The organism is Listeria cornellensis FSL F6-0969 (genome assembly GCF_000525855.1).
Taxonomy (GTDB): Bacteria; Bacillota; Bacilli; order Lactobacillales; family Listeriaceae; genus Listeria_A; species Listeria_A cornellensis.
In genome coordinates this window covers 81,329-105,610 of the sequence record NZ_AODE01000010.1, presented here as the reverse complement: position 1 = coordinate 105,610, position 24,282 = coordinate 81,329, and the positions used below count along the sequence as shown (strand labels likewise).

Here is a 24,282-nt window from a genome sequence, read left to right as displayed (position 1 = left end):
GAATAGAGAATAGGAGTTGAATTTAATGTTAAAAGGGAATTTAAAATGGCTTTTTGTGGTCATTCTTTTTTTTAGTTGCTAGTTTCAGTGGTGTAAAAGTAGAAGCGTCATCTAACTTTTCTGATAATAATTGGCAAATATCATGGCTTATTAAAAATGCTGATTTTGAAGTTGTGGACATTGCTGATTTCGGTGTTTCTGCTGGTGCGCCATACGTTTGGTATGTCGATCAAGAAGGCGTGGAAGCATGGGGAACCTCAAACCCTTCTGGTGAAATTGAAGTATGGCAAAATGGCGTTGGTCAGCCTATTCCTGCCTACTCGGGTAATAATTTTATTGAATTAAATTCAAACGGGCCTGGTCCAGTTTATCAAGACATCAAAACAATTCCTGGCTCCACGTTAACATGGAGTTTTGCGCATCGAGGTCGTAGCGGCATTGACACAGCCGAACTACTGATAGGCGCGCCAGGTAACTTGGCTCCGATTTTCCTAGCCTCAGACGGACAAGAATGGGGAACTTACTCTGGAACATATGTTGTCCCTGCTGGGCAGACGCATACACGGCTCACTTTTGCCCCTATCTCGACTTCTAATGGTAATCTGACCACTGGGAATTTTTTAGATGATATCAATTTGTATATCAGTATCGAAGGCGCGCAACTGGGTGACTATGTATGGCATGATGAAAATGGGAATGGCGTACAAGATAATGGTGAATCCCCAGCGCCTGGTGTAGAAGTGAACCTATATGACAACCAAGGCTCCCTCCTCCAAACGCAGACAACAAATGATTTAGGTGGTTATTTATTCAGCGGTTTGCTGCCTGGAAATTATGGAATTGCCTTCGTTAATCCTGACCCAAGCCACTACGTCTTTACAAATCAAAAAAGTGGTGGTGATGCCGCGCGAGATTCCGATCCGAACAAAAATGGACGTGCTACAATCAATATTCCTACTCTCCGTTCTGAAGTTATATCGATGGATGCTGGGCTGACAACGATTGGCTCTGCAATGATTCATAAAACAGACGGTGTCAAAAATTTAGCCGGTGCATCATTTGACGTGCTAGATAGCAATGGGAATCTCATCACAAATGTCACAACAGATGCAAATGGTATCGCGATGGCTGAGAACCTCATACCTGGCACCTACACCACAAAAGAAACTTCCGCGCCGATTGGTTATCAACTAGATCAAACCGCTACCTCCTTTGAAATCGTTTATGAGCAAACAACTCCCGTCGAACTCAATGTGACCAACCAGATAATAACCGGTTCCGTCACCGTGCATAAAATTGGAAAACAAGACCAAGCATTGCCCTATGCTATTTTTGAGATCAATACCGCGTCTGGTGAAAATATAGGTACAATCACAACCGATAAAAATGGCGATGCTACAATGTCCGGATTGATTCCTGGTGACTATGTGTTAAGTGAAGTTACCGCGCCAAAAGGATATGAACGTTCAAAGGAAACGCGACCATTCACGATTCCTTTTAATCCAACAGAAACCGTCGAACTTACTGTGAAAAACGAATTGATAGAGACGCCCCCTGAGCCAAAGCCTGACGAGCCTAGCAATCCGAGTACACCAACGACAGACTCTAAGCATTCCGCTGTAATAACGGCAACAAAAGCCGTAACATCAGCAGAAAAATTACCCGCAACAGGCGATTCTGACGATTTGGCTGTACTATTTATCGGTATTTTTGCGCTAACAACTAGTATGTACCTCGTTCGACGCAAATAAAAAATAGGACTTGAAATGAAGCGCATATATTGCCTCATCTCAAGTCCTATTTCGATATTATTTATAAAACTTAAATTTACCTTTATTCATCATGACACCCGTTCCACCAATTTGGTATAACGCGCGGTCATCGATGACTTTTTTCATTACGGATGCTGGGTAGCCTTTCAAGCTTCTGCCCATGACAACACCGATAGCATCGTTGTCCCCGATAGAACATACCGTACCTTTTTCATGGTATACGAACGGTGCTAATTCTGCCGTATATCCTTTTACCATTTTGGCAAGGTTCACCGCAGCGATATCCGCTTGTTGCATCGCGATTTGCGCTGTTGGTGGGTACGGCCGATCATTTTCAGGGTTAATCATTAATGAACAATCCCCGATAATCAAAATTTCTTCGTTGCCAGGAACCGTCAAATCGTCGTTTACTTTCACACGACCACGGCCAGCTTCGAATCCAGATGCTTCGATGACGCTATTTCCACGTACACCAGCTGCCCAGATAACAGTCGCTGCTTTGATTTCCACATCTTCTGTTTCGCTTTTCGCATATTTAATACCGTCTGCTGTAGCTTCCTTCACTGGCGTTCCAACGTTGAATTCTACACCACGGTCTTCTAAAACGCCTACGCCATAGTCTACTAGTTTTGCATCAAATTGTGGCAACACTTTTGGTGATGCTTCCATGCAAACAATGCGGACTTTTTCACGTGGTACGTCATATTTTTTCACAAGTTCTGGAATGCGGTTCGTTAGTTCCCCTAAGAACTCAATCCCCGTGAATCCAGCGCCACCAACAACGATTGTTAATAATTCATCGCGTTGTTCGGTTTTCCATTTTGCAAAACTGCCTTCAATTTGAGCACGAATCTTCTTAACAGAATCGATGCTTGTAATCGTGTACGCGTATTCTTTCAAACCGCTGATACCGAAAGTTTCTGCTTCTGATCCAAGTGCAATCAGCAAGAAGTCGTACGAAATATCCCCTTTGTTCGTCAGTGTTACTGTTTTGTCATCTTTGTTGATTTTCTCCACAGTATCTTGAATGAAAGTTGTTTTTGCCCCGTTGACTACTTTCGCGATAGGATACATTAGTTTTTCTGCGTCTAACGTTCCTGCGGCAGCTTCATGTAACCATGTTGTTTCATGATGATAGTCATTTTTGTTCACCAATACTAATTCCGCTTCAACATTCAATTGTTGCAACTTACGCAACGTTTTCAAGCCGCCATACCCAGCTCCCAGAATGACGATTTTTGGCTTACTCATCTGTATCACATCCACTTTCCCATTGTATTTTTCTCACAAAAAACTGCATTAGGTCAAAGCCTAATGACAATTATGTAGATTGCGCTTAAACATCTACGTTTCAAGAAGAAGGCAAAAGCCCTCACCCTATATCTTAGCTCTTTCAAGTCTTTTTTTCAAGAGAAGAAGCTCACAATGTGATAAAATTCTGAAAAGCTATTGCCATACTGTTTCTGGTGTTTTTATGGTAGAATGGTTTTGTTATGGAAATTCGAGAGAACATTTATTTATAGGAGGTTTTTTTGTGGACGATCAAACAAAAATTTATGATATAACGATTATCGGTGGCGGGCCAGCTGGACTATTCGCGGCTTTTTATGCGGGGATGCGAAAAGCGAACGTGAAAATTATCGAGAGCTTACCTCAACTAGGCGGACAGCTTTCCACACTTTACCCTGAAAAATATATTTATGATATCCCAGGCTTTCCAAAAGTACGCGCGCAAGAGTTAGTCAATAACTTAGTCGCTCAAATGAAGCCTTTTAATCCGACAATTTGTCTGGAAGAAGCCGTTGCAAGCGTTGAAAAACAGGCAGATGGCACATTCGAGATTAGTACGAATCAAGATACGCATTATAGTAAAGCAATTATTATTACAGCCGGAAACGGTGCTTTTCAACCTCGCCGTTTAGAACTTGATGATGCGATGCAATACGAAGGTAAAAATCTGCATTATTTCATCAATGACTTGGGCCGTTTTTCAGGACGCCGCGTAGCCGTTTGCGGTGGCGGTGATTCCGCAGTAGACTGGGCTTTAATGCTAGAGCCTATCGCAAAAGAAGTATCGATTATTCATCGACGTAACGCCTTCCGAGCCCATGAACACAGCGTTGAGAAATTAGAACAGTCCTCGATTACGATTAAAACACCATTCATACCGACTGACATTATCGGTGATTCCGAAAATCTGACGCAGATCGTTTTGGAAGAAGTGAAAGGCGACCGGAAAGAAGTCCTTGAGATTGATGATTTCATCGTGAACTACGGTTTCGTTTCCTCTTTGGGACCGATTAAAGAATGGGGACTGGATATCGAGCGTAATTCGATTGTTGTCAATTCCAAAATGGAGACGAACATTCCCGGCATTTATTCCGCAGGCGATGTTTGTACGTATGATGGCAAGGTAAAACTGATTGCAACAGGATTCGGCGAAGCACCAACCGCTGTGAATAACGCGATGAATTACATCGATCCGAAATCAAGAGTTCAACCGATGCACTCGAGTTCGATGTTTGACTAAAGTGCTGAAAGAGCCCGTTAGCTCCGAAAAAATTTGTTAGGGGGCGCAGTGAAAACCCGCTTTTGGTTTTTATGGGGGCCACGAAAATTTCGAGGAGCTGGCTCTTGAAGCCGGATCTGACTAAAGTGCTGAAAGAGCCCGTTTAGCCTCGACAGAAATTGTTAGAGGGCGCAGGAAAAGTCCTCCCTTGACTTTTACGGAGGCCACGAAATTTCCGAGAGGCTGGCTCTTGAAGCCGGATTTGACTAAAGTGCTGAAAGAGCCCGTTATGTTGATGAACTTTCAAACCGTCGTTTGGTTTGATTTAGTGAATCAATAGACAGTGGAGCAACGCGAGACTGACAACCATATTACTACTAATCAAAGAAATCTAATCCTCGAAAGGAAGTTTTTATATGAACATATTAGTATTAGGAGCTAACGGTCAAATTGGGAAACAAACCGTTGCACTGCTCGCAAAAAACACAAATTTCAATGTCGTAGCTATGATTCGCAAAGAAGAGCAACGAGCAGCTCTTGAACAACTTGGTGCAAAAGTAATTATTGCCGATTTAGAAGACGACTTTAGTTCAGCCTATAGCGGCATTGATACTGTTATTTTCTCAGCTGGATCTGGTGGACATACCGGCCCTGAAAAAACCATTGCCATCGATCAAAACGCGGCGATTAGAGCGGTCGAGTACGCTGAACAACACGACATTTCTCATTTCATCATGGTTAGTTCTGTCGGAGCTGATCAACCAGAAAATGGTCCTGACTCACTCAAGGGCTATCTAATCGCCAAGGGAAATGCTGATAAGGCGCTACAACAAAGCCAGCTAAATTATACAATCGTTCGTCCTGTATTGCTCACAAACGAACCTGCGACTGCACATATCAGTGAATATACAACAGGTCCCACGACTATTACGCGAGCCGATGTTGCCCTTTTTCTCAGCACTATTGTTGATAATACCAAAACGTATAAACAAATCTATACCATTCAAAACGGTGATACACCGATAGATCACTTTATCAAATAAAAATAGGCTAGTTCCGAAGAGTCGCCATACTCTTTGAAACTAGCCTATTTTCTATTAAAAAGGATTGTCCTCTAAAAACTGATAAATATTCGCGACTAAATCTGCAGGTGTCTCTCCTCGAACCACTTCCCCATCCACTAGCGCGAACATAGAGGAAGCGCACAAATCGCAGTACGTCAGACAATCGTATTCAATCACATCAAGCTTCGCGTCCGCATCCAATGTATCAAATGCCTCCTGCGCGCCCGAAGCTAAATTATTCACACAAAACTCAACAATCGGATTCATGATTCCCTCCAATCCAATTTACGCCGGTTGATAGCCACGTTCTGTCATCATAGCATAGATATCCTTCAAACGCGGATTTCCCTCAGCGATAACCTCCCCATCAATCACAATCACAGGATACATATACTCCTCTTCCACGATCATGGTGGCTATTCGCTTCATATCAGCTTCCTCTTGTGGCGCAAAAATATCGACATACTCCACTTGAAACGGCTGTTCAGGAAACTTGCGACCTATCGCTGCTCTGAGCCACTCCTCCGTCTCCTTGGAAGATGGAGAGCCAACACAGCTCGCACAAATATTCGATGACCCATAAACAAAAATTCTCGCTTCTTTTTCCATCTTTGCTCACCTCTCTTTTATTCTACAAAATATAGACTACAAAAGCGAGTAAACCGGTTTCTTAATTGAATTATAAAACTATTTCGATATATATTTGTTGACACGCTATTCTGTCTATACTATACTTCATATAGTTCCTTTAATGCGTTTAAGTAGTGCATCAGGAAACTATCATTGTTTGTTACCGTGCTTAATCCACACGGTTAACATAAAAGTAACACTCCCTTTTTTAGTCAGATTTACCCATCTGACTATATAAACTTGCCCCATCCCTTCTTGAGCCTTAGGGACGGGGCATTTTGTTGAAGTGTTGTTCATACTACAAGTAAATCGGCAAGATGCAAACGCTTTCGCTTGATTTGTGTAAAGCGATATCTTCATCATACCCAAAAGGAATGTTTCACGGTCTCATCAGATTTCGAATTTCAAATAAAATTTAGTCGTATTACGAGCAAAGAAAACAATAAAAAATTTATACAGCAAAATTTTAAGTGCCCTCAAAAAGGCAAGTTATTTTTCATATTTTCTATATTTATATTAACAAATATTCTCATTATAAGTTTCACTGGTCACTTCTTTACAACCTCCCCTCAACTTCGGACACTATCCCTTTCTTTTTTTGCTGATGCTGTTATAATAGGGGATATAAGTGAGAACTATTCACAGTTAGGAAGGAGTCGAATGCCATGAACAGCGAGATGTATGCGGAAGTGGATACTGCTCTTAAGAAATTTAGACCTTTTTTAGTCAGAGATGGCGGCGACTATGAGCTCATTGAAGTAACGCCAGATGGTATTGTAAAAATTCGTTTATTAGGGGCTTGTGAAACGTGCCCAAGTTCAGATATGACATTAAAAATGGGAATTGAACTCACTTTATCGGAAAAGGTAATGGGTTTTAAAGAGGTTGTTCAGGTTTTTTTAAAAGGAAGCTTGTGCCGATTTTGTTTGAGTTGGGAGAGATAAAAGATGGTCGAGAAACAAAGTGAATTAGAGAAGAAAGCGCGGGAATGGCTCATAGAACGCGGGGTAACAATCGATGATATCGCTGACTTGGTGCTATTCTTGCAAAAACAATATCATTCAGCCTTAAGCCTTGATATTTGTCGCGAAAATGTGGAGCGTGTCTTGCGCAAACGCGAGGTCCAAAATGCGATTTTAACAGGGATTCAACTTGATGTCTTGGCTGAGGAAGGTAAACTCGTCCAACCGCTACAAAACATTATCGGCGCTGATGAGGGACTATACGGCGTGGATGAAATTTTAGCGCTTTCCATCGTCAATGTATACGGTTCTATCGGATTTACGAACTATGGCTATATTGATAAAGTGAAGCCTGGTATTTTAGCGAAATTAAACGAACATGATGGTGTGCAGGTGCATACATTCCTTGATGATATCGTGGGTGCGATTGCTGCAGCGGCCGCGAGTCGATTAGCGCATAGTTATCATGATGATATCGTACAATAAAAATACAGAAGCATCGCAGGTCTGATTTTAGACTTACGGTGCTTCTTTGTTTATTTTCACAACTTCGACCTGGCGAATCGAGTTTTTATTCATGCTTTGAATCATAAAGCGCCAACCGGATTCCTCCAAAACGTCTCCTGTTTCCAAATCAAATCGCTGGTAGAGTAACCAGCCTGAAAGCGTATGAACTCCTGGACTGCTCAGCTCAATTCCAAGCTCCTCTTCCACAGATACCAATGGTTCATTGCCTTCGATAACGAAATGGCCCTCAGCGACCTTTCTGACTCCTTTTGGCGATGTCGCCTCTTCCATATCTCCAACGATGATTTCCATCACATCTTCCAGCGTAACAAGTCCTGATGTCCCACCATACTCATCTGTCAAAACAACGAAAGACTGCCCTTCCTGCTGCATTTTGAATAACAATTCCTGTAACTTCATTCCCTCAAAAACTTGCATCATCGGCGTCATGAATTTTTCAATCGGCTGATCTAAAATCGCCAAATCACGCCCTAGTCCTGCCATCACAACACTTACTTGTAGCATGCCGACAATGTGATCCTTATCGCGCTCCTCTGTTACTGGGAAAATATGATACGTCTCTTGCGCGGTTAACTCGAGTAAATCCCGAACCGAGTCCGACTTACAAATAGTAATCATTTTCATCCGTGGAATCATCACTTCTTGCGCCGGGACATCATCTAATTTAAAAATATTTTGCATATAGCGAAACTCTTGTGGGTTCAGTAAACCTTGCTGGTAACTGTCATCCAACACGATTTTCAATTCCGTCGGCGTCATCCTGTCCATATCCTCATTGCCCGATTTCACGCCGAATATTCTCGTAATTAAATTGGCCGAATGATTGAGTAGCCAGTTGAGTGGGAATGTTATGTAATACCACCAAATCAGCGGGCGTGCAATGAACATGGCTACTTTTTCCGTGCTGTGGATGGTGAATGTTTTCGGTGCAAGTTCTCCTAGCACCACATTCAAAAACGTAATCAAAATAAAAGCCGTGAAAACCGCGATAGGCCCTTCGATCGAAGTTGGGATTGGCAACACATCAAAAAGTGGCTGTAACCACCCGCGCATCGTTGCCTCACCGACCCACCCCATGGCAAGCGCTGCGAGTGTATTTCCTAATTGGCAGGCCGCAAGATAATCGTTCATTTTCGTTGTCACTTGCTCCACATATTTCGCACGCGGGTTACCACTCATGACAAGCTGCCGCACCGTGGGCTTTCTAATCGCAACAATCGCAAATTCGCTCGCTACAAAAAAAGCCGTCATCACGATTAAAAATACGACAAAAATATCATTAAATACCGCCATCCGAACATCTCTCCCCTGTTAAATAAGAAAAGACGGCACTTCCATTAAGTATCCGCCTTTTTTTCGTATAATTATAATTCCCATTCCGATAATTTCATCACGCGGTGAATCGGTTGTACTTCTTTTGTCGCCAATTGTTCTGGTGAGGTAAAGCCAGTATGCACGATTAGTGTATCCATTCCAAAGCGAATCCCAGCTAAAATATCCGTCTCATAATTATCGCCAACCATGATGACACGTTCTTTTTTCACGCCAAGTTTGGCAATTGCTTGCTCCATGATAATTGCTTCTGGTTTTCCGATGAAGATTGGTTTCACACCTGTAGCAATGGCCACAACAGATGTAATCGAACCGTTTCCAGGCAACAAGCCACGCTCTGTCGGAATTGCTGCATCTCCATTTGTCGAAATAAACATCGCGCCTGCACGAACAGCCATCGTCGCCGTCGCCAATTTCTCGTAGTTGATGTCCCGGTCAATTCCCATCACTACAAAATCAGGGTTCTCCTCGGTCAACTCAAAACCAGCCTTCTCGATTTCATGCCTCACGCCCTCTTCCCCGATTAAGTAAACCGTCTTTTTCCGATCCACCTGCTCCAACATAAATTCTACTGTTGCTTGCGATGTTGTAAAAACCTGATTCGTCGTAGCTGGAATGTCGAATTTTCGCAAAGTTGCCGCAACCTGCTCCGGCGTTTTTGACGAATTGTTTGTCACATATAAATACGGAATATGCGCCTGATCCAATTTTTCAATAAAGCCCTGTGCCTCGGGTATCGGCTCACTTCCAAGATACATCGTCCCATCTAAATCAATTAAATAGCCATCATATTTCACTATCGCCTACCTCTTTCTCTGCTTTCGCCTATTTCACTACTTTTTTAATCACAAAATACTTGCATCCAAAATTGCAGTACTCATATAAATACTCTTTCAACGTGCTAATTTTCGTATCATAAGTCGCTTTCCGGTTATCATCATCAAAAAAACCTTTCAAACGCAGCTGATCATAGCCCCAATCACCAACAATATAATCGTAGCGCGCCAAAATATCGCTGTATCTTTCCGTCAAAGCCTCTTCATCAAACGCTTCCCGGTTATCTTCAATAATTTCATATGTCGTATTCTGAATCGTAATCATGATTCCAGTCAACCTCCCTCACCGTATTTTTCTTTTAATTTCCATGTCATCACATCGCGTAATAACTCTGGTGTATAGACTTCTTTTCCTGTCACCCGTTTAATAATCGGGAAAAATGGCGCATAAACGAACGTGTCGTGCGTTGCAACTCGGTATATCTTCTCAGGATCAATCACCGCGCCGTCCCATAATGCCAAATCTAGTTCCGCATCAAAAGTCATTCGCTTCGTCAATATTGTCCCGAAAAACTCGCCACGAAAACCGAAACCTCGCAATGGTATATCGCGTAACTCCTCTTCTTTTTCCGCAATCTCGCGAATCAAAACATCCAGTTCTATCCCTGTCATCGAAAGTGCAATAAAATTCAGTGGGTGCGGTAACAATTGGTGAATATCATACGCCGTCACAATTCCCTTAGGTAAATCGGTCATATAAATACCAGCATTCGTCAAAAAAAGTATCTGCTCCCGTCCACTCACAAGCCGCCTCATGAAAGAGTTCTGAAATCTCGGAGCTTTTAAACCAATTATGCTCTAGTTGATGCGGAAGTGCAACCACTTTCTGAGCTAATTCCGCCTTTCCTTGTTCTAGAAAAGCTACTACTTGTCGTTCTTCATCTACAGGTGCGGGTAAATCTGCCACCGTGTGTACGCGCGCTTGTTTTGACACCAATTCACCAGTTACTCCATCGAATTCTAGCGTCACTTCCCCAATATATTCTCCCCATCGCCCACCAGCCGCAAGCAAGGCACCATTCACTTCTTTGCCATGTTCCAACAAATGATGCGTATGCCCGCCTAAAATAAGATCGATTTCTGGTATTTCTGTTGCAATTTCTTCATCTAAGGGCAGACCAAGGTGGCTAAGTAAAATAATAACGTCCGCCTGAATCTGATTAACTTCCCGTTTAATCGCTTGAATCGGCTCTTCAATTCCCCATCCTAACGATTCGTAATACTCCGTAAAACAAGCCGTTGCCCCAATAACAGCAATTTTTATGTTGTCCCGTTGAATATAAATATGTGCTTTCGCAAAGTGAGCAAGCTCCGTTCGCGCCATATCTTCAAATACATTGCAGCAAACAACCGGTAACTCCGCTTGATCGTATAAATGCGCCAACTCCTTGTGCCCAAGCGCTGCGCCCTCATTATTTCCAATCGTCACCGCATCATAAGGAAGCTCATTCAAAAGCGCTACATTCCCTTGTCCCATTGAACCTTCCGTATAAGGATGCACCCGATCAATAAAGTCACCAATATCAAAAAATAAATCATTCTGTGCGGTCAAACGTTTTTCCCGTAAAAAAGCAAAGATGCGCGGCCATTTCTCCAGATGACTATGAATATCATTTGTATGCCAAATCGTTAAACGTTTCATGGTAACATCCCCTTCTTTCATCTCCTTCTATTGTAGCCTAAATGCTCCCTTTTGACACGTCACAAAACTGCTTTTCGTCCCTTATTTTCCTTTTAAATTAGTCAAAAGTGGCGTATGATAGACACTATACAAAGAAAAAGGAGGGATTATTTCTTGGACATCTATCAAATTTTTGCACTTTTACTCATCGCAATTTTTGCTGGCGTGCTCGGTTCAGTGTTGGGTCTTGGCGGAGGAATCATTGTAACACCAGCGCTTACACTCCTTTTTGGCATTGATATTAAGTACGCGATTGGTGCCAGTATTATTTCTGTTATCGCAACGAGTAGCGGCTCAGCCATTGCTTATATAAAAGATCGCATCACCAATTTGCGTGTCGGTATGTTTCTCGAAATCGCGACCACGCTCGGCGCCATAACCGGAGCATTTGTTGGCGGACTTCTCTCTGCGACTGCCCTTTACATGATATTTGGCCTCCTGCTTCTCTACTCAGCAATCACGATGATCAAAAAAATAGGCTCTGAGTTCCCAACAAACGTGAAGCCCGACACTCTCGCGACAAAATTACGACTGCATGATACCTATTATGATAAAGCACTTCGACAACAAATAGACTATGAGGTGGCAAACGTCCCAGCAGGATTTGGCGTCATGTACGGAGCAGGTATCGCCAGCGGTCTGCTCGGCATCGGAAGTGGCGCTTTTAAAGTCATGGCACTAGACGTTTTCATGAAAATGCCACTCAAAGTTTCCAGTGCAACGAGTAACTTAATGATGGGCGTCACGGCTGCTGCCAGTGCCACGGTTTACTTATTCCGAGGCGATATTGATCCCTTGATTGCAGGCCCTGTCGCGATTGGTGTCTTGATTGGTGCAACGATTGGAACCAGAATTATGCAACGCCTGAAAAGCAAAGTTATCCGCCTCGTATTTATTCCCGTTTTAATCTACGTCGCTTTGCAAATGATTTTAGAAGGATTGGGGTGGATCTAAATGACTGATAAATCAACAACAGACGAAGAAATGCACCGCGTGGAAGCCGTTGTTAGTTTACTACTTCGAATAGGAGTCCTTCTGAGCGCCGCAATTATTCTCGCAGGTCTGCTACTACTATTGCTCACCGGCTCAAGCGGCTACCCCGGAACGACCTATCCAACAACGCTAACTGCCATTTTCAGCGGGATTAGCGATTTCAAGCCTTATGCGATTATCATGTTCGGCCTTTTCTGCCTTATTTTAACTCCAGTTCTTCGTGTCGTAGTCTCTCTCATCACTTTTTTGAAGGAAAAAGATTACGTTTACGTCACGATAACTGCGATTGTTCTTATCATCTTAGCCATCAGTTTCTTCATTGGTACAACTGGATAAATAAAAACAGTAGTCGCGCTCTTTCTAACTCAGAGCCCCACTACTGTTTTTCACTATCATAAATCACGATATCTTCTCGAATCAAAACATCATAATTCTGCTCTTGCGCCAAAATTCGATGCAAAATCACTTTTTTCTCATCTATTAGCACTTCATAAAACACCAAATATGCCTTACCGATCCTAACTCTGCGGTACTCGCGACTATATTTAGGATCTTGCAACGCCATGCCCATCATTGGAAAAATAGTCAATCGCATTTCCACATTCGCAAGCTTTTCAAAAAATTTCTGCTTCTGGCTTTCGCTACAATATTGATATTCTAAAAAATGAATAATGGCTGCCAGATCTTCCTGAAAAGCATCCGACCATTCTATTTGAATACCACTACTCATACATTAAACCTGCTTATCCATAACGCGAAGATTTGACCACCCATTGCTCGATGTAACCGTACGCTTGTCTTCTTGTGACTCTCTTAATTTATTCAAAATATCTATTTCATTTGAAACCAAAATTCTATCCAATGTCGGAGGGGCAGTATGTGTATTATTTCTTCTTGTCATCTTAATCGCTCCTTTATATTTATTACCATCATTATAACACATTCCGAATGTTTTTTCCAACCGATATCCAAGTGGAGTGAAAATAACTTTTTTTAGGACACTTACATATTTTATCACTCAATTTGAGTATAAAAAAGCAAGAATAAGGGGAGAAAAAATCACCCCCTCCTCATATATCAAATAAATTCATCTGCATCGGTGCAAGCCCTTCGTACGAAATATCCAGCGCTTTTTGCAGTTGTTTCGCATTATCTGCTGCGTCCCCGCCAGAATTATTATTAAAAATCACGATAATCTCTTTCGTTTGTTTTTGCAAATACCTGATGTTTTCCGCCCAATAATTAATTTCCTCTTCATTATAACGGTAAAGTGTTCTAACTTCTCGCCATTCCGGACTATTCGCTTTCATCCACCCTGCACTATTTCTACCGTGTAGCCGTATCAGTGTCATCTCTTCATTCGTTGCCTTAAGTACAATCGGCACACTTCCATTCCCAACTTGCGGCTCATCAACAACCGTATGAATGAAGCCTAAATCTTTTAACAAAGCCAATGTCTGCGGTGTATTCGACTCCGTGTACCACGTCTTATTACGAAATTCAATCGCGAGTGGCAAGTCTCCCATTTTTTCACGAGTAGCTCGTAAGTATGTCACATTCTCTTTCGTGCAACCAAAATAAGGAGGAAATTGGAACAGAATCGCTTTCAGACGTCCTCGCTCACTCATCGGGGCAATCGCATCCATAAAACGACGATACATTTCCGTTTCTGAATCATAATATTGCTGCCATTCTTTATGCTTCGTCATCGCTTGAAAAGCCTTCACAACGAAAGAAAACTCTTCTGGTGTCTGCTCCACCCATTTCTCAGTTGTTTGCGGAGATGGAATTGCATAATAACTCGTATCCACCTCCACCATCGGAAAATGTCCAGCATAATCTTCTAATTTATGCTTTCCAGTGCTCGAATATATCGTCTCATGGTCACTCCACCCCGTTAATCCAATTGTTATCATCACAAAAACGTCCCTTCCTATCTTTTAGATTTCATTGCTCGCGTTATCGTTAAGTCCTTTTGATTTGCAAATTGGCGATATTCCAGGCTATCCATCGCGACCAATTTCACATAACCATCTCGATTAAAATATAGCCCCCACCCATATCGCTTTCCAAGTGGCGAAGTCCTCATACACGCCTGACTCTTTCCCAAAAAAGTAGTTTTTTCTTCTTCCCGCGCTGTCTCTGGAATATTTTTATGCAACATATGCGTTTCAAAAAGAAGATCTTCTTGCGTATATTTATAATCATGCCCATTTAAAAGTTCAAACTGGATCTCACCCACCGTTTTTTTCAGCCGCTTTGTATTCGGAATTTCGCCATGCTCGGCCCTACTATCTTCCGCAACTAAAATAAACGTATTATAATAATTTAAATTCACTTCTCCACACCCATCTTTCATTTTATTGTACAACAGCAAAGAAGGTTTTTCACTATGATTTTAGAAAGCGCTTTATTGTGCGTAAAACAAGGAAATACAGCTACTTTCGAGAAAATATTTTGCCGTCGCATCCCCCATTAACGTTTCCATGCTAGGTTACAACTGCCTTGAGGAACATACAAATTATTTACTTCTCATTCAATGGGAGACGCTCACATATCATACCAATGGATTTCGAAAATAAGCCGGATATGAAGACTGGAAAAAGCTTCTCCACCACTATTATAACCCTTTCCCCGAAGTCAGGCACTTCACACGAATTGAACCAAGCTCATAAGTTACTTTTTATTCAAAATTAGACGAATGCCATTTTGCGATTTTCATTTTTTAAGCGTTCATGCGTTATTTTTTAGTCAAGCCTTCCACGAGTGCCTTCGCCGCCGTGAATTGTCCTTATAGCAGACAATTACGGATGTACTATTCTTCTCTCTTATCCGCATAATCAAGCATTTTGAAATGGGCATCCAGTAGGCTTTGGGCATCTTCATGTATGACGCCCCCCAAAAGCTCCTTCTTTTCGCCTTTTTTCGGCACTCTCACTTTTATACCTAGCGTTTGCGCCAATAATTTCGTATCCAACCGTTCGGGCACAAGTAATTCTTTTGGCAGCAAATGGTTCGGATGATTGTAAAAAGCGATAATGAAGCTTTCCACCATTTCATCGGCCTCTCCGACAAACTCGAAAACTTTAGAGCTCCTCCCAACGATAGCGCCATTACGTACAAAAAGGGACTTGAATCGCGCAAAACTGATTATGTTCTACAAAATGAATCGCATCACGATGACCGAAATCGCTTTTCAGCACTTTTTTTCTTTTCTGTTATGCGCTCTAATACGTTCAACAGTTCGTGGCTTTCTTTCGCTTGTTCGAATTCAAGTTTATCTATTTGTTGTTGCATCCGAGTTTCAAGTTCGCACTTTATCTCTCGTTGTCCACCATTGAAAAAGTCTGAGATTCGTTTGATTTGCGTTTCATATTCTTCCTTTGTGACATCTCGTGCACAAGGCCCTAAGCACATACCAATCTGGTAATAAAAACAAGGACGTCCTTTTTTCCCATCACAATGGCAAAGCGGGTAGATTTTCTGTAGAAGTTCATATGTTTCAGCAGCTTTATAACGACTAGCATAAGGTCCAAAATAATGCGCGCCATCTTTCTCAATTTCTTTTGTTACTTCAAGATGCGGATTTTCTTCGTTCGTAATTTTGAGATATAAATACCGAATTTCATCTTTTAGCATCACGTTAAACGGCGGTTGATACTTCATAATGAGCGTCATCTCAAGCATCAGCGCTTTTTCTTCCGTATCCGTGATAATTAATTCCAAATCATAAATATTATGAACTAATCGCGCGGTCTTCCCTAGTTGTTTTTTTTGTAAAGTAGGATTTGACGCGTTGTTTTAAATTTTTGGATTTTCCGATATATAAAATTTCACCTTTTTTATCTCGATATATGTAACAACCTGGTGATTCAGGCAATGTTTTTAATTTTTGTTTCAACTGGGATTCCACGGATAGCACCTCCAAAAATGTCTATTAATTCCTTCATTTTAGACTTTACTTGACGTTTTGTAAAGCTACGTAGAATTAGAGCCTATTTAGAAAGAAGTCCATACTTGCAACTTCTTCTAAATAGGCTCTACTTATATTATTGGGGACTTACTGCTACTCTTTTGACTTCTTGATATTGTTCATTATAACCAATAATACGAATGGATGCGTTTTTGCTTGTGATAACTGTTGCTAAATTTTTCAATGTGAAAGTTCTTGTTGTCTTGTCTAATACTGCTGTTTGTACGATGTTGCCGTCTATTGATAACTTAATTTCTGAGATATCTTTACCATACATACCCTTCATTGTTGAATGACCCAAAGTGTAGTCATCCGGTGCTAATAGATAGTTGTATAGTGGTGAACCTGTTGTATCCATATCTACACGATTAATTTCTTTATATTGTTTATCTACCGCAACCACTTGCACAACATCTAATGGGCTGTGGATATAAGAAGCGATATTCGTGAATGTATAGTTTCCGGATACGCTTGTAGCTTGAGTTACTGCCACTCCATTCACCCATAAACGAACTTTAAATACGTCACTTCCGTAAGTGCCTGCTAAAATTTGATCGCCTACTCTGTATGTTGTCGGTACTGTTAGCGAATTATTCAGGCTAGAAGTACCCGTCACAGATACTCCAATGCGTTTCAATTCGTTATATTGTGTATCTACGCCAACTATTTCTACCTTATCTGTTGCTGCGTTAATAAAACTAGGCACGTTTGTAAATTCATAAGTGCCATCCGCTTTTGTCGTAGCTTGCGAAACGATTTTCCCATTTACCCATAAGCGGACTTTCCAAATATTTTTTCCAAATGTTCCAGTTAGGTTATTCGTACCCAGTTTATATGTCGTTGCTGTCAACGCGTCGTCAAAAGTAGACGTCCCTGTTACTTGTACAGAAATACGGTTTTGCTCTACATATTTCGCATCGACACCAATGATTTCTACTTTATCCGTAGCTTTGAAAATGTAGTTCATTGCATTCGGAATTTCATATGTCCCGTCTGCATTAGTTGTTGCTTGAACGACTACTTTACCGTTGATCCATAGACGAACGCGGGAAATGCTTGATCCAAACGTACCAGTTAATTTTGAATCACCCAGTTTGTAGGCTTTTGCTGTTAAGTCATTCGGTGTGATTGGTCTCGTGATTTGAACTGTAATTTTTTTTCGTCAATCCAGGATTAGAAGCGGACGTCACTGTAATGATAGCCTCTCCCGCACCGATTGCTTTCCAATTTCCTGATCCATCGATTGTGATTACATCTGTATTACTCGATTGGTACGTTACCGCTTGGCTTGCTTTGGAAGGAGAGACAGTAGCTTTCACTTGTCCTTTGTCGCCATCCTCTGCTTGAATTTGATTCGTACTTATTTCGATCGATGTTGCCACTTCTTTAGGTAATAGGACAGCATATTTTTCTAAAAGCTTTGATTTCGTGGGCTCAGACAAAACCTCAATTGCAAGAAGTAAATCATCTTTTAATTCTGCATAGTCACTATTTACTAAAATAGGATTTGCTTGAATTTTACTAGCTAAGGCCTCAATCTTGACCACCAGCTCTGCCTCTGCATTGTTCTGAAGATTATCGTTCACTAAACCAGCTTTTGTGATAGTAAAGGTGTTCGTTTTTTGTGATGTGTTCACAATTTTTTAAATCATCTACATTCAATCTTCCTGGTTCTGCATGATAGATTCGTAGCTTGTAGCCTACTTTGATATCAAGTATATCTTTACTAGGCACTGTGCCAGAACCAGTCATGGATTTCGTATAGACAACATTGTTATTTAGATCCAGTACTTCTATTTTGGCATATTCTGTCGAGCCAAAATAAGAGTGTGGATCTGTAGAGGTTAATGACATTGTTAACTTTCCTGTGCTTAGATTGACAATAGCATTTGCGAATTCACCATCACCTAGACCTAAGAAATGGACAGTTTGGCTTGTTAATGGGCTTGTTTTTTTTAGCTGTGTAGCTGATTGTTACATCGTTCGTCGCTTCTTTCACGCGTAAATAATGTGTATCAAAACTATATTTAGTCGTCTTCCCTGTAGGTAAACAGATGGTGTAGATACCATTTGGTAGCGTGCCCAGGTTCATGTCCTTCGATGTGATTTTCATACGTTTGATTTCTTTAGATCCGTTCATTAGAATTAAATCTTGACCTTCTATTTGTGAAAAATCGTCTATTTTCAAATGCATCGTTGTGCTTCCAGAAAGTCCACTAGATGCGAGTTGATCCGTATCCACTAGCGAAAAAGGAGTGGTGAGACCCAGCTTATTTTGGAGCGTTGTTAATTGTGAAGCTGGCACTAATTCAGTTAATGGCGCTACTGGTTTATAATTTCGCGAACGATTGTCATCTTGTTGTTGCGTGGACATTGTTCCTCCAAATGAGAGGATTGTGGGAGTGAAATCAAATCCGCTAGCTTGTCCATAGTACTGCGAAATCAGATCAAATAGAAAATGATTGCTTGGTACAAAGCCTGCTTGATTGGCAATTTTCCTATACTCTTGATTGAAAAGTGTAAAACCTTCGTCTCCAGCTTTATCTTGTAATGTAACAAGAGCAAGGAGTCTAGATCGATGGTCCCATTTAGTAACAGGAGTATGTGTCGTCTGCCATAAATTTATAACGGTTTTCTCCACATTAGATTTATCCCCATAAGCGAATAACCATCCATTTTGATATATTCCTGTTCCCATTGTCTTTTTTTCATAGGCTGCCGCATAGAGGTTATTCCAAACCTCGCCCGCGTCAAAACTGCCATCACTCATAAATGAACCCTGATAACCATGGCCTATCTCATGTAATCCACCCCAACCTTTAGAAAGATAAAATCCAGCTAATGTATCAGCATTTTCTGCGGTGTGACTTCCAGAATAATAAGCTGCTCCAGCACCACTAGCATTTGCCTTCATAAAATATTTGTTTGGAATATTTTTATCTGTCGGATTACTTGGTGTAAAAGATAAACCATCTAGCTTATTATACGTTTCAAAAATATCGATATAGTAAGCTATTAACTCATCAATAGACTTAAAATCTTGCATATTCTTCATATAAGCTTTATCTTTTTTAGGTGCAAAAATTTGCGCGTATGGACTTATGATAAGTGCAAATTCTGCTTCCGAGCTATCCCATTGCTGAAAGAACGCTGCTTGATTATTGCCTTTTTGATAGATAGGTAGTGTTTTCATTGCATTCGTTACTTTGTATTCAATAATAGGTACTTCGTTTCCAAATGTTGTATCAATGAAAGGTACGGCTGTGTATCCATGGCTAATTGTTTGCCAGTTAGATGTAATGTTCACTGATTTCTCTTTCTGGGAATTGTCATTTAGTAACTCCATTGTTAGAGTCCCCTTGAAATTCGGATTCGTTTGTCTAATCTCAAGTGGAACATTTGCCGGTAGAATAATACCTAAATCCTGTTTATCATGGTAAATACCTTTTGAAACACCTGCTGTATCTAACCATGTTGGCTTCTCTAGGACATACAAAGACTTCGTTTGTATAGAATCGGCATGTACTTGTTGCGCGAAACCTCCTAATAAGATTATAAACATTAACAATAAGACTGCTTGAACTTTTTTCATACCTTCTCCTTTTTATAGTCGCTTAACAACTACATGTTTTATTTTAGTCATCTGAGTATACAACTACTTTAGATTATCATTTAAGTGGCTTAAAGAAATACATTATTTCTTCTTTATTTAGAAATTAATTGTAGATTTGATGACAATTTATATATTTGAAGGAAAAGTCACCATTTAAGCAAACAAAAAAAATAGACTCCAATGAAGAGACTACTTTTTATAAGAACGGATTAACCAATCGAACCTTCCATTTCGAACTTAATAAAACGGTTCATTTCAGCGGCATATTCCATTGGTAATTCTTTTGTAAACGGCTCAATGAAACCCATAATGATCATTTCTGTCGCTATTCAAAATTTCTTTGTACGGAATCGTATCAGATGTCGATGCGTTATCCATAATCAGCGCCTTTCCCGCGAAGATGAACAGCTGGGTATTTCATCGTTAATTTCGAACCAATGTTTCCATCAATCCATTCCATTATCGCATTTTCATCACAGAAAGTACGCTTGGTTACTATATTGTACACGTTATTGGCCCAGTTTTTAATTGTTTTTTTTAATCCCCCACAGTTACACCTCCAAGACGTACGTCGGCTCTTTTATTTTAGACGTTGCCAATGTTTTTGCAAAGCTTACATCCCCCTTGGTACACGAAAACAGAGTCTTTTTAGAGAAGTCAATATATAACTTCCAAAAATAGACTCTGCGATTACTATGTCACTTTAAGTTGCCTTATCTCCGTAACTTTACTATATAACCAATTCCCATGGTCCCCATTCAGCCGCACCAGGAACATCTCCTTGTGTCCACCATTTGGCTTTGTACGTTTTTCCTTGATATACAGCAGTGTCCCCAGCAACGTAAATGGTGTCAGACTTCCATGTATCTCCAGCTGGTAATGAGCTTACTGTGACTGCCACGGCATTACTTGTTACTGTACTAGTTCCTGTGGCTGAGCTATCCGTGTTGGTTACAATGCAGTAGTAATAATTCGTACCTACGACGCTAGTTGGTGCATTGTAGCTTGCACTTGTTGCGCCACTTATTGCTGTGCCGCCAGTGTTCACTTTACTAGAAGCCTTATACCATTGATAACTAAGTGTACCTTGTGATACATTAGCTCCTATTGACAGAGCTGCTACTCCACCCAAAGTAGTTGTTTTATCTGTTGGTTGACTGGTAATCGTAGGTGTCGCAGCACTACTTGTCGCACTAACAACTACAGATACCGCGTTACTTGTTGTTGCCGTCTTGATTCCTGTGGCTGAACTATCCGTGTTAGTTACAATACAGTAGTAATAGTTGGTTCCTTCTGTATTTGTTGGTGTATTATATGTTGCGCTTGTTGCACCACTTATTGCTGTACCACCAGTGTTCACTTTGCTCGAAGCCTTATACCACTGATAGCTAAGTGTCCCTTTAGATACAGAACTGACTACCGCTAAGTCTGCCGTTCCACCTATCTTGACAGTTTTATCAGTAGGTTGGCTAGAGATTGTCGGAGCTTTCGCATCTGGTGACGGTTGAGCTGCATCATTTGCTGCTTTAATGATTGGGGCAATTGTGTTTACAAAATTGTTTCCGTTCGCTTCATCCCAACCGATGGACCATGTCATAATTCCACGGTAAGTAGGATATTTTGCAAGCAGGCTATTTAGGGCTGACGCGTATACTGAAACGCTTTGTGCCCCGTTACCTGCACCGGTAGTGGAAGGAACTCCGAAAGCAACTTGATCAGGTCGTAATCCGGTAAAAGTCCCTTTATCCATCGTTACGAATCCCGTGATGAGCATCTCAGAAAGACGAGTATATCCTTCTGCAGAATAAACTTGTGCAAAAGGCGCACCGGCATTTGCTGATGGCTGTAACCAAGCGAAGTCGCCATTAAAACCGTTATAGTATTGTGGGTGAATATAGGTCAAAATATCACGAGTAGCGTTAAGAACAGGTAGAAATGCTCCACCATTACCTGTACTGATTGCGCCATTTTGAACATAGCAATACTCAGGAGCCGCAGAAATAATGAAGTCAGATCCGTAAGTCGTTTTCAGATTGCGGAGTAAATATTCAAGGTTTATTGACTGCTGTGATGTCAGATTACCAATTTTATCAGTACTCATAACAGCTATAGAACTACCCTCAAAGTCGACGTCAAAGCCATCAAAGCCGTATTCATTAATAATATTTTTAACGCCGTTCAAGAAAGTATCCCGCTGGGCAGCATTGTCCATATGAACAACACCGTTTTGTCCTCCGCATGAAATGACAATCTTCTTACCTTGAGCTTGTAGCGTTTGAATATCTGCTTTAAAAGCTGCTATCTGCTGAGCTTCTGTACCTGGATAGACTGCTGAAAGATCCATTGATAAATTTGGCGTATAGTAGTTGCCTTTCGTCTCAATAAATGAAACGTTAATTACATCCCATCCTGAACTTGCTTGAGCCAATGTTTTTTTTCGACCCACCGTTACCGCCAAGCCAGTAACCTATGTTTACATGTGGTTTAAGCTGTGTACTTGATGCCGCGGACACATGTGTTGTGAACGCCATCACAGCGGAGAGTACTAAGATAATTGCTAAGCCTGCTGTCAGAATATTTCTTTTCAATGATATGTTCATGAAAAATCCCCCTAATATAATAATTCTTAATTACTATAGTAAAATACTCTGATGCTATTTGCTTTTCCACTTATATTATCTCCTCAAAAACCACCCTTTCGTATCATTCTATTTTTCACTAGATTTCTTCAATGTTGATTAGGGATTGTCTTGTTTTATTGAACTAATAGATGGGCATTATTCTCAAGCAGAGAAAGAATGCGCTTCCATGAAGGTGTTTATCAAAAATTCCCATATCGTTATCTTAAAATAAAGTTATGTAAATGTCAATTTTAATCGCTACTTGGAGAGACGTATATAAAAAGAGTAACCCGAAATCAACAGGTTACTCTAACTTTAAAACATTTCTATCCTCAATGAAAACATCGAGTATATAGGTGTAGGAGATTTATCCAATCGAGCCTTCCATTTCAAACTTAATCAAACGGTTCATTTCGACGGCATATTCCATTGGTAGTTCTTTTGTAAACGGTTCAATGAAGCCCATGACGATCATTTCTGTTGCTTCTTCTTCTGTTACTCCGCGACTCATCAGATAGAATAGTTGCTCCTCAGATACTTTAGAAACTTTCGCTTCGTGCTCTAGAGAAATGTCGCTATTCAAGATTTCGTTGTAAGGAATGGTATCAGATGTCGATGCGTTATCCATAATTAGCGTGTCACACTCGATATTCGAGCGAGATCCTGCTGAATTACGGCCAAAGTGAACGATACCACGATAGGTTACGTTACCGCCTTGTTTGGAAATCGATTTTGAAACGATGGTCGACGATGTGTTTGGCGCCAGATGAAGCATTTTCGCTCCAGCATCTTGGCGTTGTCCTTTACCAGCAATCGCAATGGAAAGTGTCATACCACGGGCGCCTTCCCCGCGAAGATGAACGGCTGGGTATTTCATCGTTAATTTCGAACCAATGTTTCCATCAATCCATTCCATCGTCGCATTTTCATCACAGAAAGTACGCTTGGTTACGAGATTGTACACGTTGTTTGCCCAGTTTTGAATCGTTGTGTAACGACAATATGCATCGCGTTTAACAATGATTTCAACAACGGCTGAGTGAAGGGAGTTGGTCGTGTAAACTGGCGCGGTACAACCTTCTACGTAGTTTACGCTTGCGCCTTCATCCACGATAATCAGTGTGCGCTCAAATTGTCCCATGTTCTCCGAGTTAATACGGAAATAGGCTTGGAGCGGTGTATCCACTTTCACGCCTTTTGGAACGTAGATGAACGAGCCACCAGACCAAACAGCCGAGTTTAACGCTGCAAATTTATTATCAGTTGGCGGGATTATTTTTGAAAAATACTCGCGGAAAAGATCTTCGTTTTCTTTGAGCGCTGAATCTGTGTCTTTGAAGACGATACCGATGTCTTCTAGATCTTTTTTCAGGTTATGATAAACCACTTCGGACTCGTATTGCGCGGAAGCACCGGCAAGATATTTCTGCTCTGCTTCTGGAATTCCGAGTTTGTCGAAGGTACGCTTGATTTCGTCGGGAACCTCGTCCCAATCGTTTACCGTGTGATCTGATGGTTTCACGTAATAGCGAATATCTTCAAATTTCAGTTCGGAAAGATCACCACCCCATTGTGGCATCGGCATTTTGTAGAATTGTTCTAAAGACTTCAAGCGAAAATCGAGCATCCATTGCGGTTCTTCTTTAATGCTTGAAATTTCGCGTACGATATCTTCTGTCAAGCCGCGTTCACTACGGAAAACGGATGTATCTTTATCATGAAAACCGTATTTATATTCGCCCATTTCTGGAATTTCAGTCATAGTCAA

Annotated in this window: 27 protein-coding genes and 3 pseudogenes; 8 read left to right on the top strand and 22 right to left on the bottom strand. The window is 41.1% G+C overall.

Translation table 11 applies throughout. The features are described from left to right. Nucleotides 1-53: 53 nt before the first annotated feature. Complete coding sequence (locus tag PCORN_RS04230) at nucleotides 54-1,751, top strand: LPXTG cell wall anchor domain-containing protein (RefSeq protein WP_036077827.1); 1,698 nt, start codon at nucleotides 54-56, stop codon at nucleotides 1,749-1,751. 57 nt (nucleotides 1,752-1,808) lie between these two features. On the opposite strand, the gene PCORN_RS04225 is transcribed toward PCORN_RS04230, so the two are convergent. Continuing rightward, entirely contained in the window at nucleotides 1,809-3,023 is a 1,215-nt protein-coding gene (locus PCORN_RS04225; RefSeq protein WP_036077824.1) for an NAD(P)/FAD-dependent oxidoreductase, read from the bottom strand. 283 nt (nucleotides 3,024-3,306) lie between these two features. Here PCORN_RS04225 and PCORN_RS04220 point away from each other — a divergent pair, with 283 nt between their 5' ends. Both PCORN_RS04220 and PCORN_RS04215 read left to right on the top strand, forming a co-directional pair. Beyond that, complete coding sequence (locus PCORN_RS04220) at nucleotides 3,307-4,302, top strand: NAD(P)/FAD-dependent oxidoreductase (protein WP_036077822.1); 996 nt, start codon at nucleotides 3,307-3,309, stop codon at nucleotides 4,300-4,302. Between the two features lie 395 nt (nucleotides 4,303-4,697). After that, nucleotides 4,698-5,324: an SDR family oxidoreductase gene (locus PCORN_RS04215; RefSeq protein ID WP_036077819.1), complete on the top strand. Its 627-nt coding sequence runs from the start codon at nucleotides 4,698-4,700 to the stop codon at nucleotides 5,322-5,324. 54 nt (nucleotides 5,325-5,378) lie between these two features. Here PCORN_RS04215 and PCORN_RS04210 read toward each other — a convergent pair whose 3' ends face one another. Further along, on the bottom strand, nucleotides 5,379-5,612 hold the full coding sequence (locus PCORN_RS04210) for a YuzB family protein (RefSeq protein WP_036077817.1): 234 nt from the start codon (nucleotides 5,610-5,612) through the stop codon (nucleotides 5,379-5,381). 18 nt (nucleotides 5,613-5,630) lie between these two features. Continuing rightward, nucleotides 5,631-5,954, bottom strand: coding sequence for a YuzD family protein (locus PCORN_RS04205; protein WP_036077815.1), 324 nt, complete (start codon nucleotides 5,952-5,954; stop codon nucleotides 5,631-5,633). 686 nt (nucleotides 5,955-6,640) lie between these two features. Between PCORN_RS04205 and PCORN_RS04200 the strand changes: the two genes are divergently transcribed. Both PCORN_RS04200 and PCORN_RS04195 read left to right on the top strand, forming a co-directional pair. Further along, on the top strand, nucleotides 6,641-6,919 hold the full coding sequence (locus PCORN_RS04200) for a NifU family protein (RefSeq protein WP_051999248.1): 279 nt from the start codon (nucleotides 6,641-6,643) through the stop codon (nucleotides 6,917-6,919). 3 nt (nucleotides 6,920-6,922) lie between these two features. Next, nucleotides 6,923-7,423 carry a phosphatidylglycerophosphatase A family protein gene (locus PCORN_RS04195; protein ID WP_036077813.1) on the top strand — a complete coding sequence of 167 codons (501 nt, stop codon included), beginning with the start codon at nucleotides 6,923-6,925 and terminating at the stop codon, nucleotides 7,421-7,423. A gap of 33 nt (nucleotides 7,424-7,456) precedes the next feature. Here the strand turns inward: PCORN_RS04195 and PCORN_RS04190 are convergent, their stop codons facing one another. The 4 genes and pseudogenes from PCORN_RS04190 to PCORN_RS04175 all read right to left on the bottom strand — a co-directional run bounded on the left by PCORN_RS04190 (nucleotide 7,457) and on the right by PCORN_RS04175 (nucleotide 11,275). Then, complete coding sequence (locus PCORN_RS04190; protein WP_036077811.1) at nucleotides 7,457-8,758, bottom strand: hemolysin family protein; 1,302 nt, start codon at nucleotides 8,756-8,758, stop codon at nucleotides 7,457-7,459. Between the two features lie 71 nt (nucleotides 8,759-8,829). Continuing rightward, a complete protein-coding gene (locus PCORN_RS04185; RefSeq protein ID WP_149024250.1) occupies nucleotides 8,830-9,597 on the bottom strand; it encodes a TIGR01457 family HAD-type hydrolase in 768 nt (255 codons plus the stop codon). A gap of 25 nt (nucleotides 9,598-9,622) precedes the next feature. Beyond that, nucleotides 9,623-9,901, bottom strand: a complete 279-nt coding sequence (locus tag PCORN_RS04180) for a YutD family protein (protein WP_149024253.1) — start codon at nucleotides 9,899-9,901, stop codon at nucleotides 9,623-9,625. Nucleotides 9,902-9,906: 5 nt separating this feature from the next. Then, nucleotides 9,907-11,275 (bottom strand): annotated as a pseudogene (locus tag PCORN_RS04175) (bifunctional metallophosphatase/5'-nucleotidase). Nucleotides 11,276-11,389: 114 nt separating this feature from the next. On the opposite strand from PCORN_RS04175, the gene PCORN_RS04170 reads away from it, so the two are divergent. Beyond that, nucleotides 11,390-12,268 (top strand): sulfite exporter TauE/SafE family protein, encoded by an 879-nt coding sequence (locus PCORN_RS04170; protein ID WP_077913782.1) that lies wholly within the window; start codon nucleotides 11,390-11,392, stop codon nucleotides 12,266-12,268. Continuing rightward, nucleotides 12,269-12,643 carry a DUF1634 domain-containing protein gene (locus tag PCORN_RS04165; RefSeq protein ID WP_036077802.1) on the top strand — a complete coding sequence of 125 codons (375 nt, stop codon included), beginning with the start codon at nucleotides 12,269-12,271 and terminating at the stop codon, nucleotides 12,641-12,643. It abuts the gene before it with no gap. Nucleotides 12,644-12,683: 40 nt separating this feature from the next. On the opposite strand, the gene PCORN_RS04160 is transcribed toward PCORN_RS04165, so the two are convergent. The 4 genes from PCORN_RS04160 to PCORN_RS04150 all read right to left on the bottom strand — a co-directional run bounded on the left by PCORN_RS04160 (nucleotide 12,684) and on the right by PCORN_RS04150 (nucleotide 14,645). Then, complete coding sequence (locus tag PCORN_RS04160) at nucleotides 12,684-13,037, bottom strand: type II toxin-antitoxin system RelE/ParE family toxin (protein WP_036077800.1); 354 nt, start codon at nucleotides 13,035-13,037, stop codon at nucleotides 12,684-12,686. Nucleotides 13,038-13,040: 3 nt separating this feature from the next. Then, nucleotides 13,041-13,208, bottom strand: a complete 168-nt coding sequence (locus tag PCORN_RS19255) for a hypothetical protein (RefSeq protein ID WP_159102530.1) — start codon at nucleotides 13,206-13,208, stop codon at nucleotides 13,041-13,043. A 169-nt stretch (nucleotides 13,209-13,377) separates the two neighbouring features. Beyond that, complete coding sequence (locus PCORN_RS04155) at nucleotides 13,378-14,223, bottom strand: DUF72 domain-containing protein (RefSeq protein ID WP_036077889.1); 846 nt, start codon at nucleotides 14,221-14,223, stop codon at nucleotides 13,378-13,380. A gap of 17 nt (nucleotides 14,224-14,240) precedes the next feature. Then, on the bottom strand, nucleotides 14,241-14,645 hold the full coding sequence (locus PCORN_RS04150) for a DUF6157 family protein (protein ID WP_241433064.1): 405 nt from the start codon (nucleotides 14,643-14,645) through the stop codon (nucleotides 14,241-14,243). 54 nt (nucleotides 14,646-14,699) lie between these two features. On the opposite strand from PCORN_RS04150, the pseudogene PCORN_RS20060 reads away from it, so the two are divergent. Next, nucleotides 14,700-14,982, top strand: a pseudogene (locus PCORN_RS20060) (antibiotic biosynthesis monooxygenase family protein). Between the two features lie 140 nt (nucleotides 14,983-15,122). On the opposite strand, the gene PCORN_RS20055 reads toward PCORN_RS20060, so the two are convergent. The 11 genes and pseudogenes from PCORN_RS20055 to sufB form a co-directional block, all read right to left on the bottom strand. Further along, entirely contained in the window at nucleotides 15,123-15,458 is a 336-nt protein-coding gene (locus tag PCORN_RS20055; RefSeq protein ID WP_420912014.1) for a hypothetical protein, read from the bottom strand. Between the two features lie 23 nt (nucleotides 15,459-15,481). Continuing rightward, nucleotides 15,482-16,033 (bottom strand): excinuclease ABC subunit UvrC, encoded by a 552-nt coding sequence (locus PCORN_RS20050; protein WP_241433062.1) that lies wholly within the window; start codon nucleotides 16,031-16,033, stop codon nucleotides 15,482-15,484. A 10-nt stretch (nucleotides 16,034-16,043) separates the two neighbouring features. Then, a complete protein-coding gene (locus PCORN_RS21215; protein WP_241433061.1) occupies nucleotides 16,044-16,220 on the bottom strand; it encodes a GIY-YIG nuclease family protein in 177 nt (58 codons plus the stop codon). A gap of 136 nt (nucleotides 16,221-16,356) precedes the next feature. Continuing rightward, a complete protein-coding gene (locus PCORN_RS04140) occupies nucleotides 16,357-17,409 on the bottom strand; it encodes an immunoglobulin-like domain-containing protein (protein WP_338151759.1) in 1,053 nt (350 codons plus the stop codon). Continuing rightward, nucleotides 17,396-17,827 carry an Ig-like domain-containing protein gene (locus PCORN_RS17135; RefSeq protein ID WP_159102529.1) on the bottom strand — a complete coding sequence of 144 codons (432 nt, stop codon included), beginning with the start codon at nucleotides 17,825-17,827 and terminating at the stop codon, nucleotides 17,396-17,398. The genes PCORN_RS04140 and PCORN_RS17135 overlap by 14 nt, the downstream gene beginning before the upstream one ends. A gap of 28 nt (nucleotides 17,828-17,855) precedes the next feature. Next, nucleotides 17,856-18,164: a putative mucin/carbohydrate-binding domain-containing protein gene (locus tag PCORN_RS18210; protein ID WP_077913780.1), complete on the bottom strand. Its 309-nt coding sequence runs from the start codon at nucleotides 18,162-18,164 to the stop codon at nucleotides 17,856-17,858. Between the two features lie 19 nt (nucleotides 18,165-18,183). Then, complete coding sequence (locus PCORN_RS04135; RefSeq protein WP_051999245.1) at nucleotides 18,184-19,872, bottom strand: M60 family metallopeptidase; 1,689 nt, start codon at nucleotides 19,870-19,872, stop codon at nucleotides 18,184-18,186. Between the two features lie 230 nt (nucleotides 19,873-20,102). Next, nucleotides 20,103-20,425: pseudogene (locus tag PCORN_RS18205) on the bottom strand (SufD family Fe-S cluster assembly protein); the annotation flags it as partial. Between the two features lie 198 nt (nucleotides 20,426-20,623). Then, entirely contained in the window at nucleotides 20,624-22,339 is a 1,716-nt protein-coding gene (locus PCORN_RS17130) for a glycosyl hydrolase family 18 protein (RefSeq protein ID WP_051999244.1), read from the bottom strand. Next, nucleotides 22,287-22,493, bottom strand: a complete 207-nt coding sequence (locus PCORN_RS18960) for a hypothetical protein (RefSeq protein WP_149024249.1) — start codon at nucleotides 22,491-22,493, stop codon at nucleotides 22,287-22,289. Before PCORN_RS18960 ends, PCORN_RS17130 begins: the two co-directional genes overlap by 53 nt. A gap of 388 nt (nucleotides 22,494-22,881) precedes the next feature. Continuing rightward, nucleotides 22,882-24,276: a Fe-S cluster assembly protein SufB gene (sufB, locus tag PCORN_RS04125; protein ID WP_036077796.1), complete on the bottom strand. Its 1,395-nt coding sequence runs from the start codon at nucleotides 24,274-24,276 to the stop codon at nucleotides 22,882-22,884. Between the last annotated feature and the right edge of the window lie 6 nt (nucleotides 24,277-24,282).

Coding starts and splice junctions, on each gene's coding strand:
- PCORN_RS04210 (WP_036077817.1), bottom strand. CDS start 5,612: ATGAATCCGATTGTTGAGTTTTGTGTGAATAATTTAGCTTCGGGCGCG.
- PCORN_RS19255 (WP_159102530.1), bottom strand. CDS start 13,208: ATGACAAGAAGAAATAATACACATACTGCCCCTCCGACATTGGATAGA.
- PCORN_RS04160 (WP_036077800.1), bottom strand. CDS start 13,037: ATGAGTAGTGGTATTCAAATAGAATGGTCGGATGCTTTTCAGGAAGAT.
- PCORN_RS04195 (WP_036077813.1), top strand. CDS start 6,923: ATGGTCGAGAAACAAAGTGAATTAGAGAAGAAAGCGCGGGAATGGCTC.
- PCORN_RS04165 (WP_036077802.1), top strand. CDS start 12,269: ATGACTGATAAATCAACAACAGACGAAGAAATGCACCGCGTGGAAGCC.
- PCORN_RS04155 (WP_036077889.1), bottom strand. CDS start 14,223: ATGATAACAATTGGATTAACGGGGTGGAGTGACCATGAGACGATATAT.
- PCORN_RS18960 (WP_149024249.1), bottom strand. CDS start 22,493: ATGAACATATCATTGAAAAGAAATATTCTGACAGCAGGCTTAGCAATT.
- PCORN_RS04200 (WP_051999248.1), top strand. CDS start 6,641: ATGAACAGCGAGATGTATGCGGAAGTGGATACTGCTCTTAAGAAATTT.
- PCORN_RS04170 (WP_077913782.1), top strand. CDS start 11,390: ATGATAGACACTATACAAAGAAAAAGGAGGGATTATTTCTTGGACATC.
- PCORN_RS04205 (WP_036077815.1), bottom strand. CDS start 5,954: ATGGAAAAAGAAGCGAGAATTTTTGTTTATGGGTCATCGAATATTTGT.
- PCORN_RS04225 (WP_036077824.1), bottom strand. CDS start 3,023: ATGAGTAAGCCAAAAATCGTCATTCTGGGAGCTGGGTATGGCGGCTTG.
- PCORN_RS04135 (WP_051999245.1), bottom strand. CDS start 19,872: ATGAAAAAAGTTCAAGCAGTCTTATTGTTAATGTTTATAATCTTATTA.
- PCORN_RS04190 (WP_036077811.1), bottom strand. CDS start 8,758: ATGGCGGTATTTAATGATATTTTTGTCGTATTTTTAATCGTGATGACG.
- PCORN_RS04215 (WP_036077819.1), top strand. CDS start 4,698: ATGAACATATTAGTATTAGGAGCTAACGGTCAAATTGGGAAACAAACC.
- sufB (WP_036077796.1), bottom strand. CDS start 24,276: ATGACTGAAATTCCAGAAATGGGCGAATATAAATACGGTTTTCATGAT.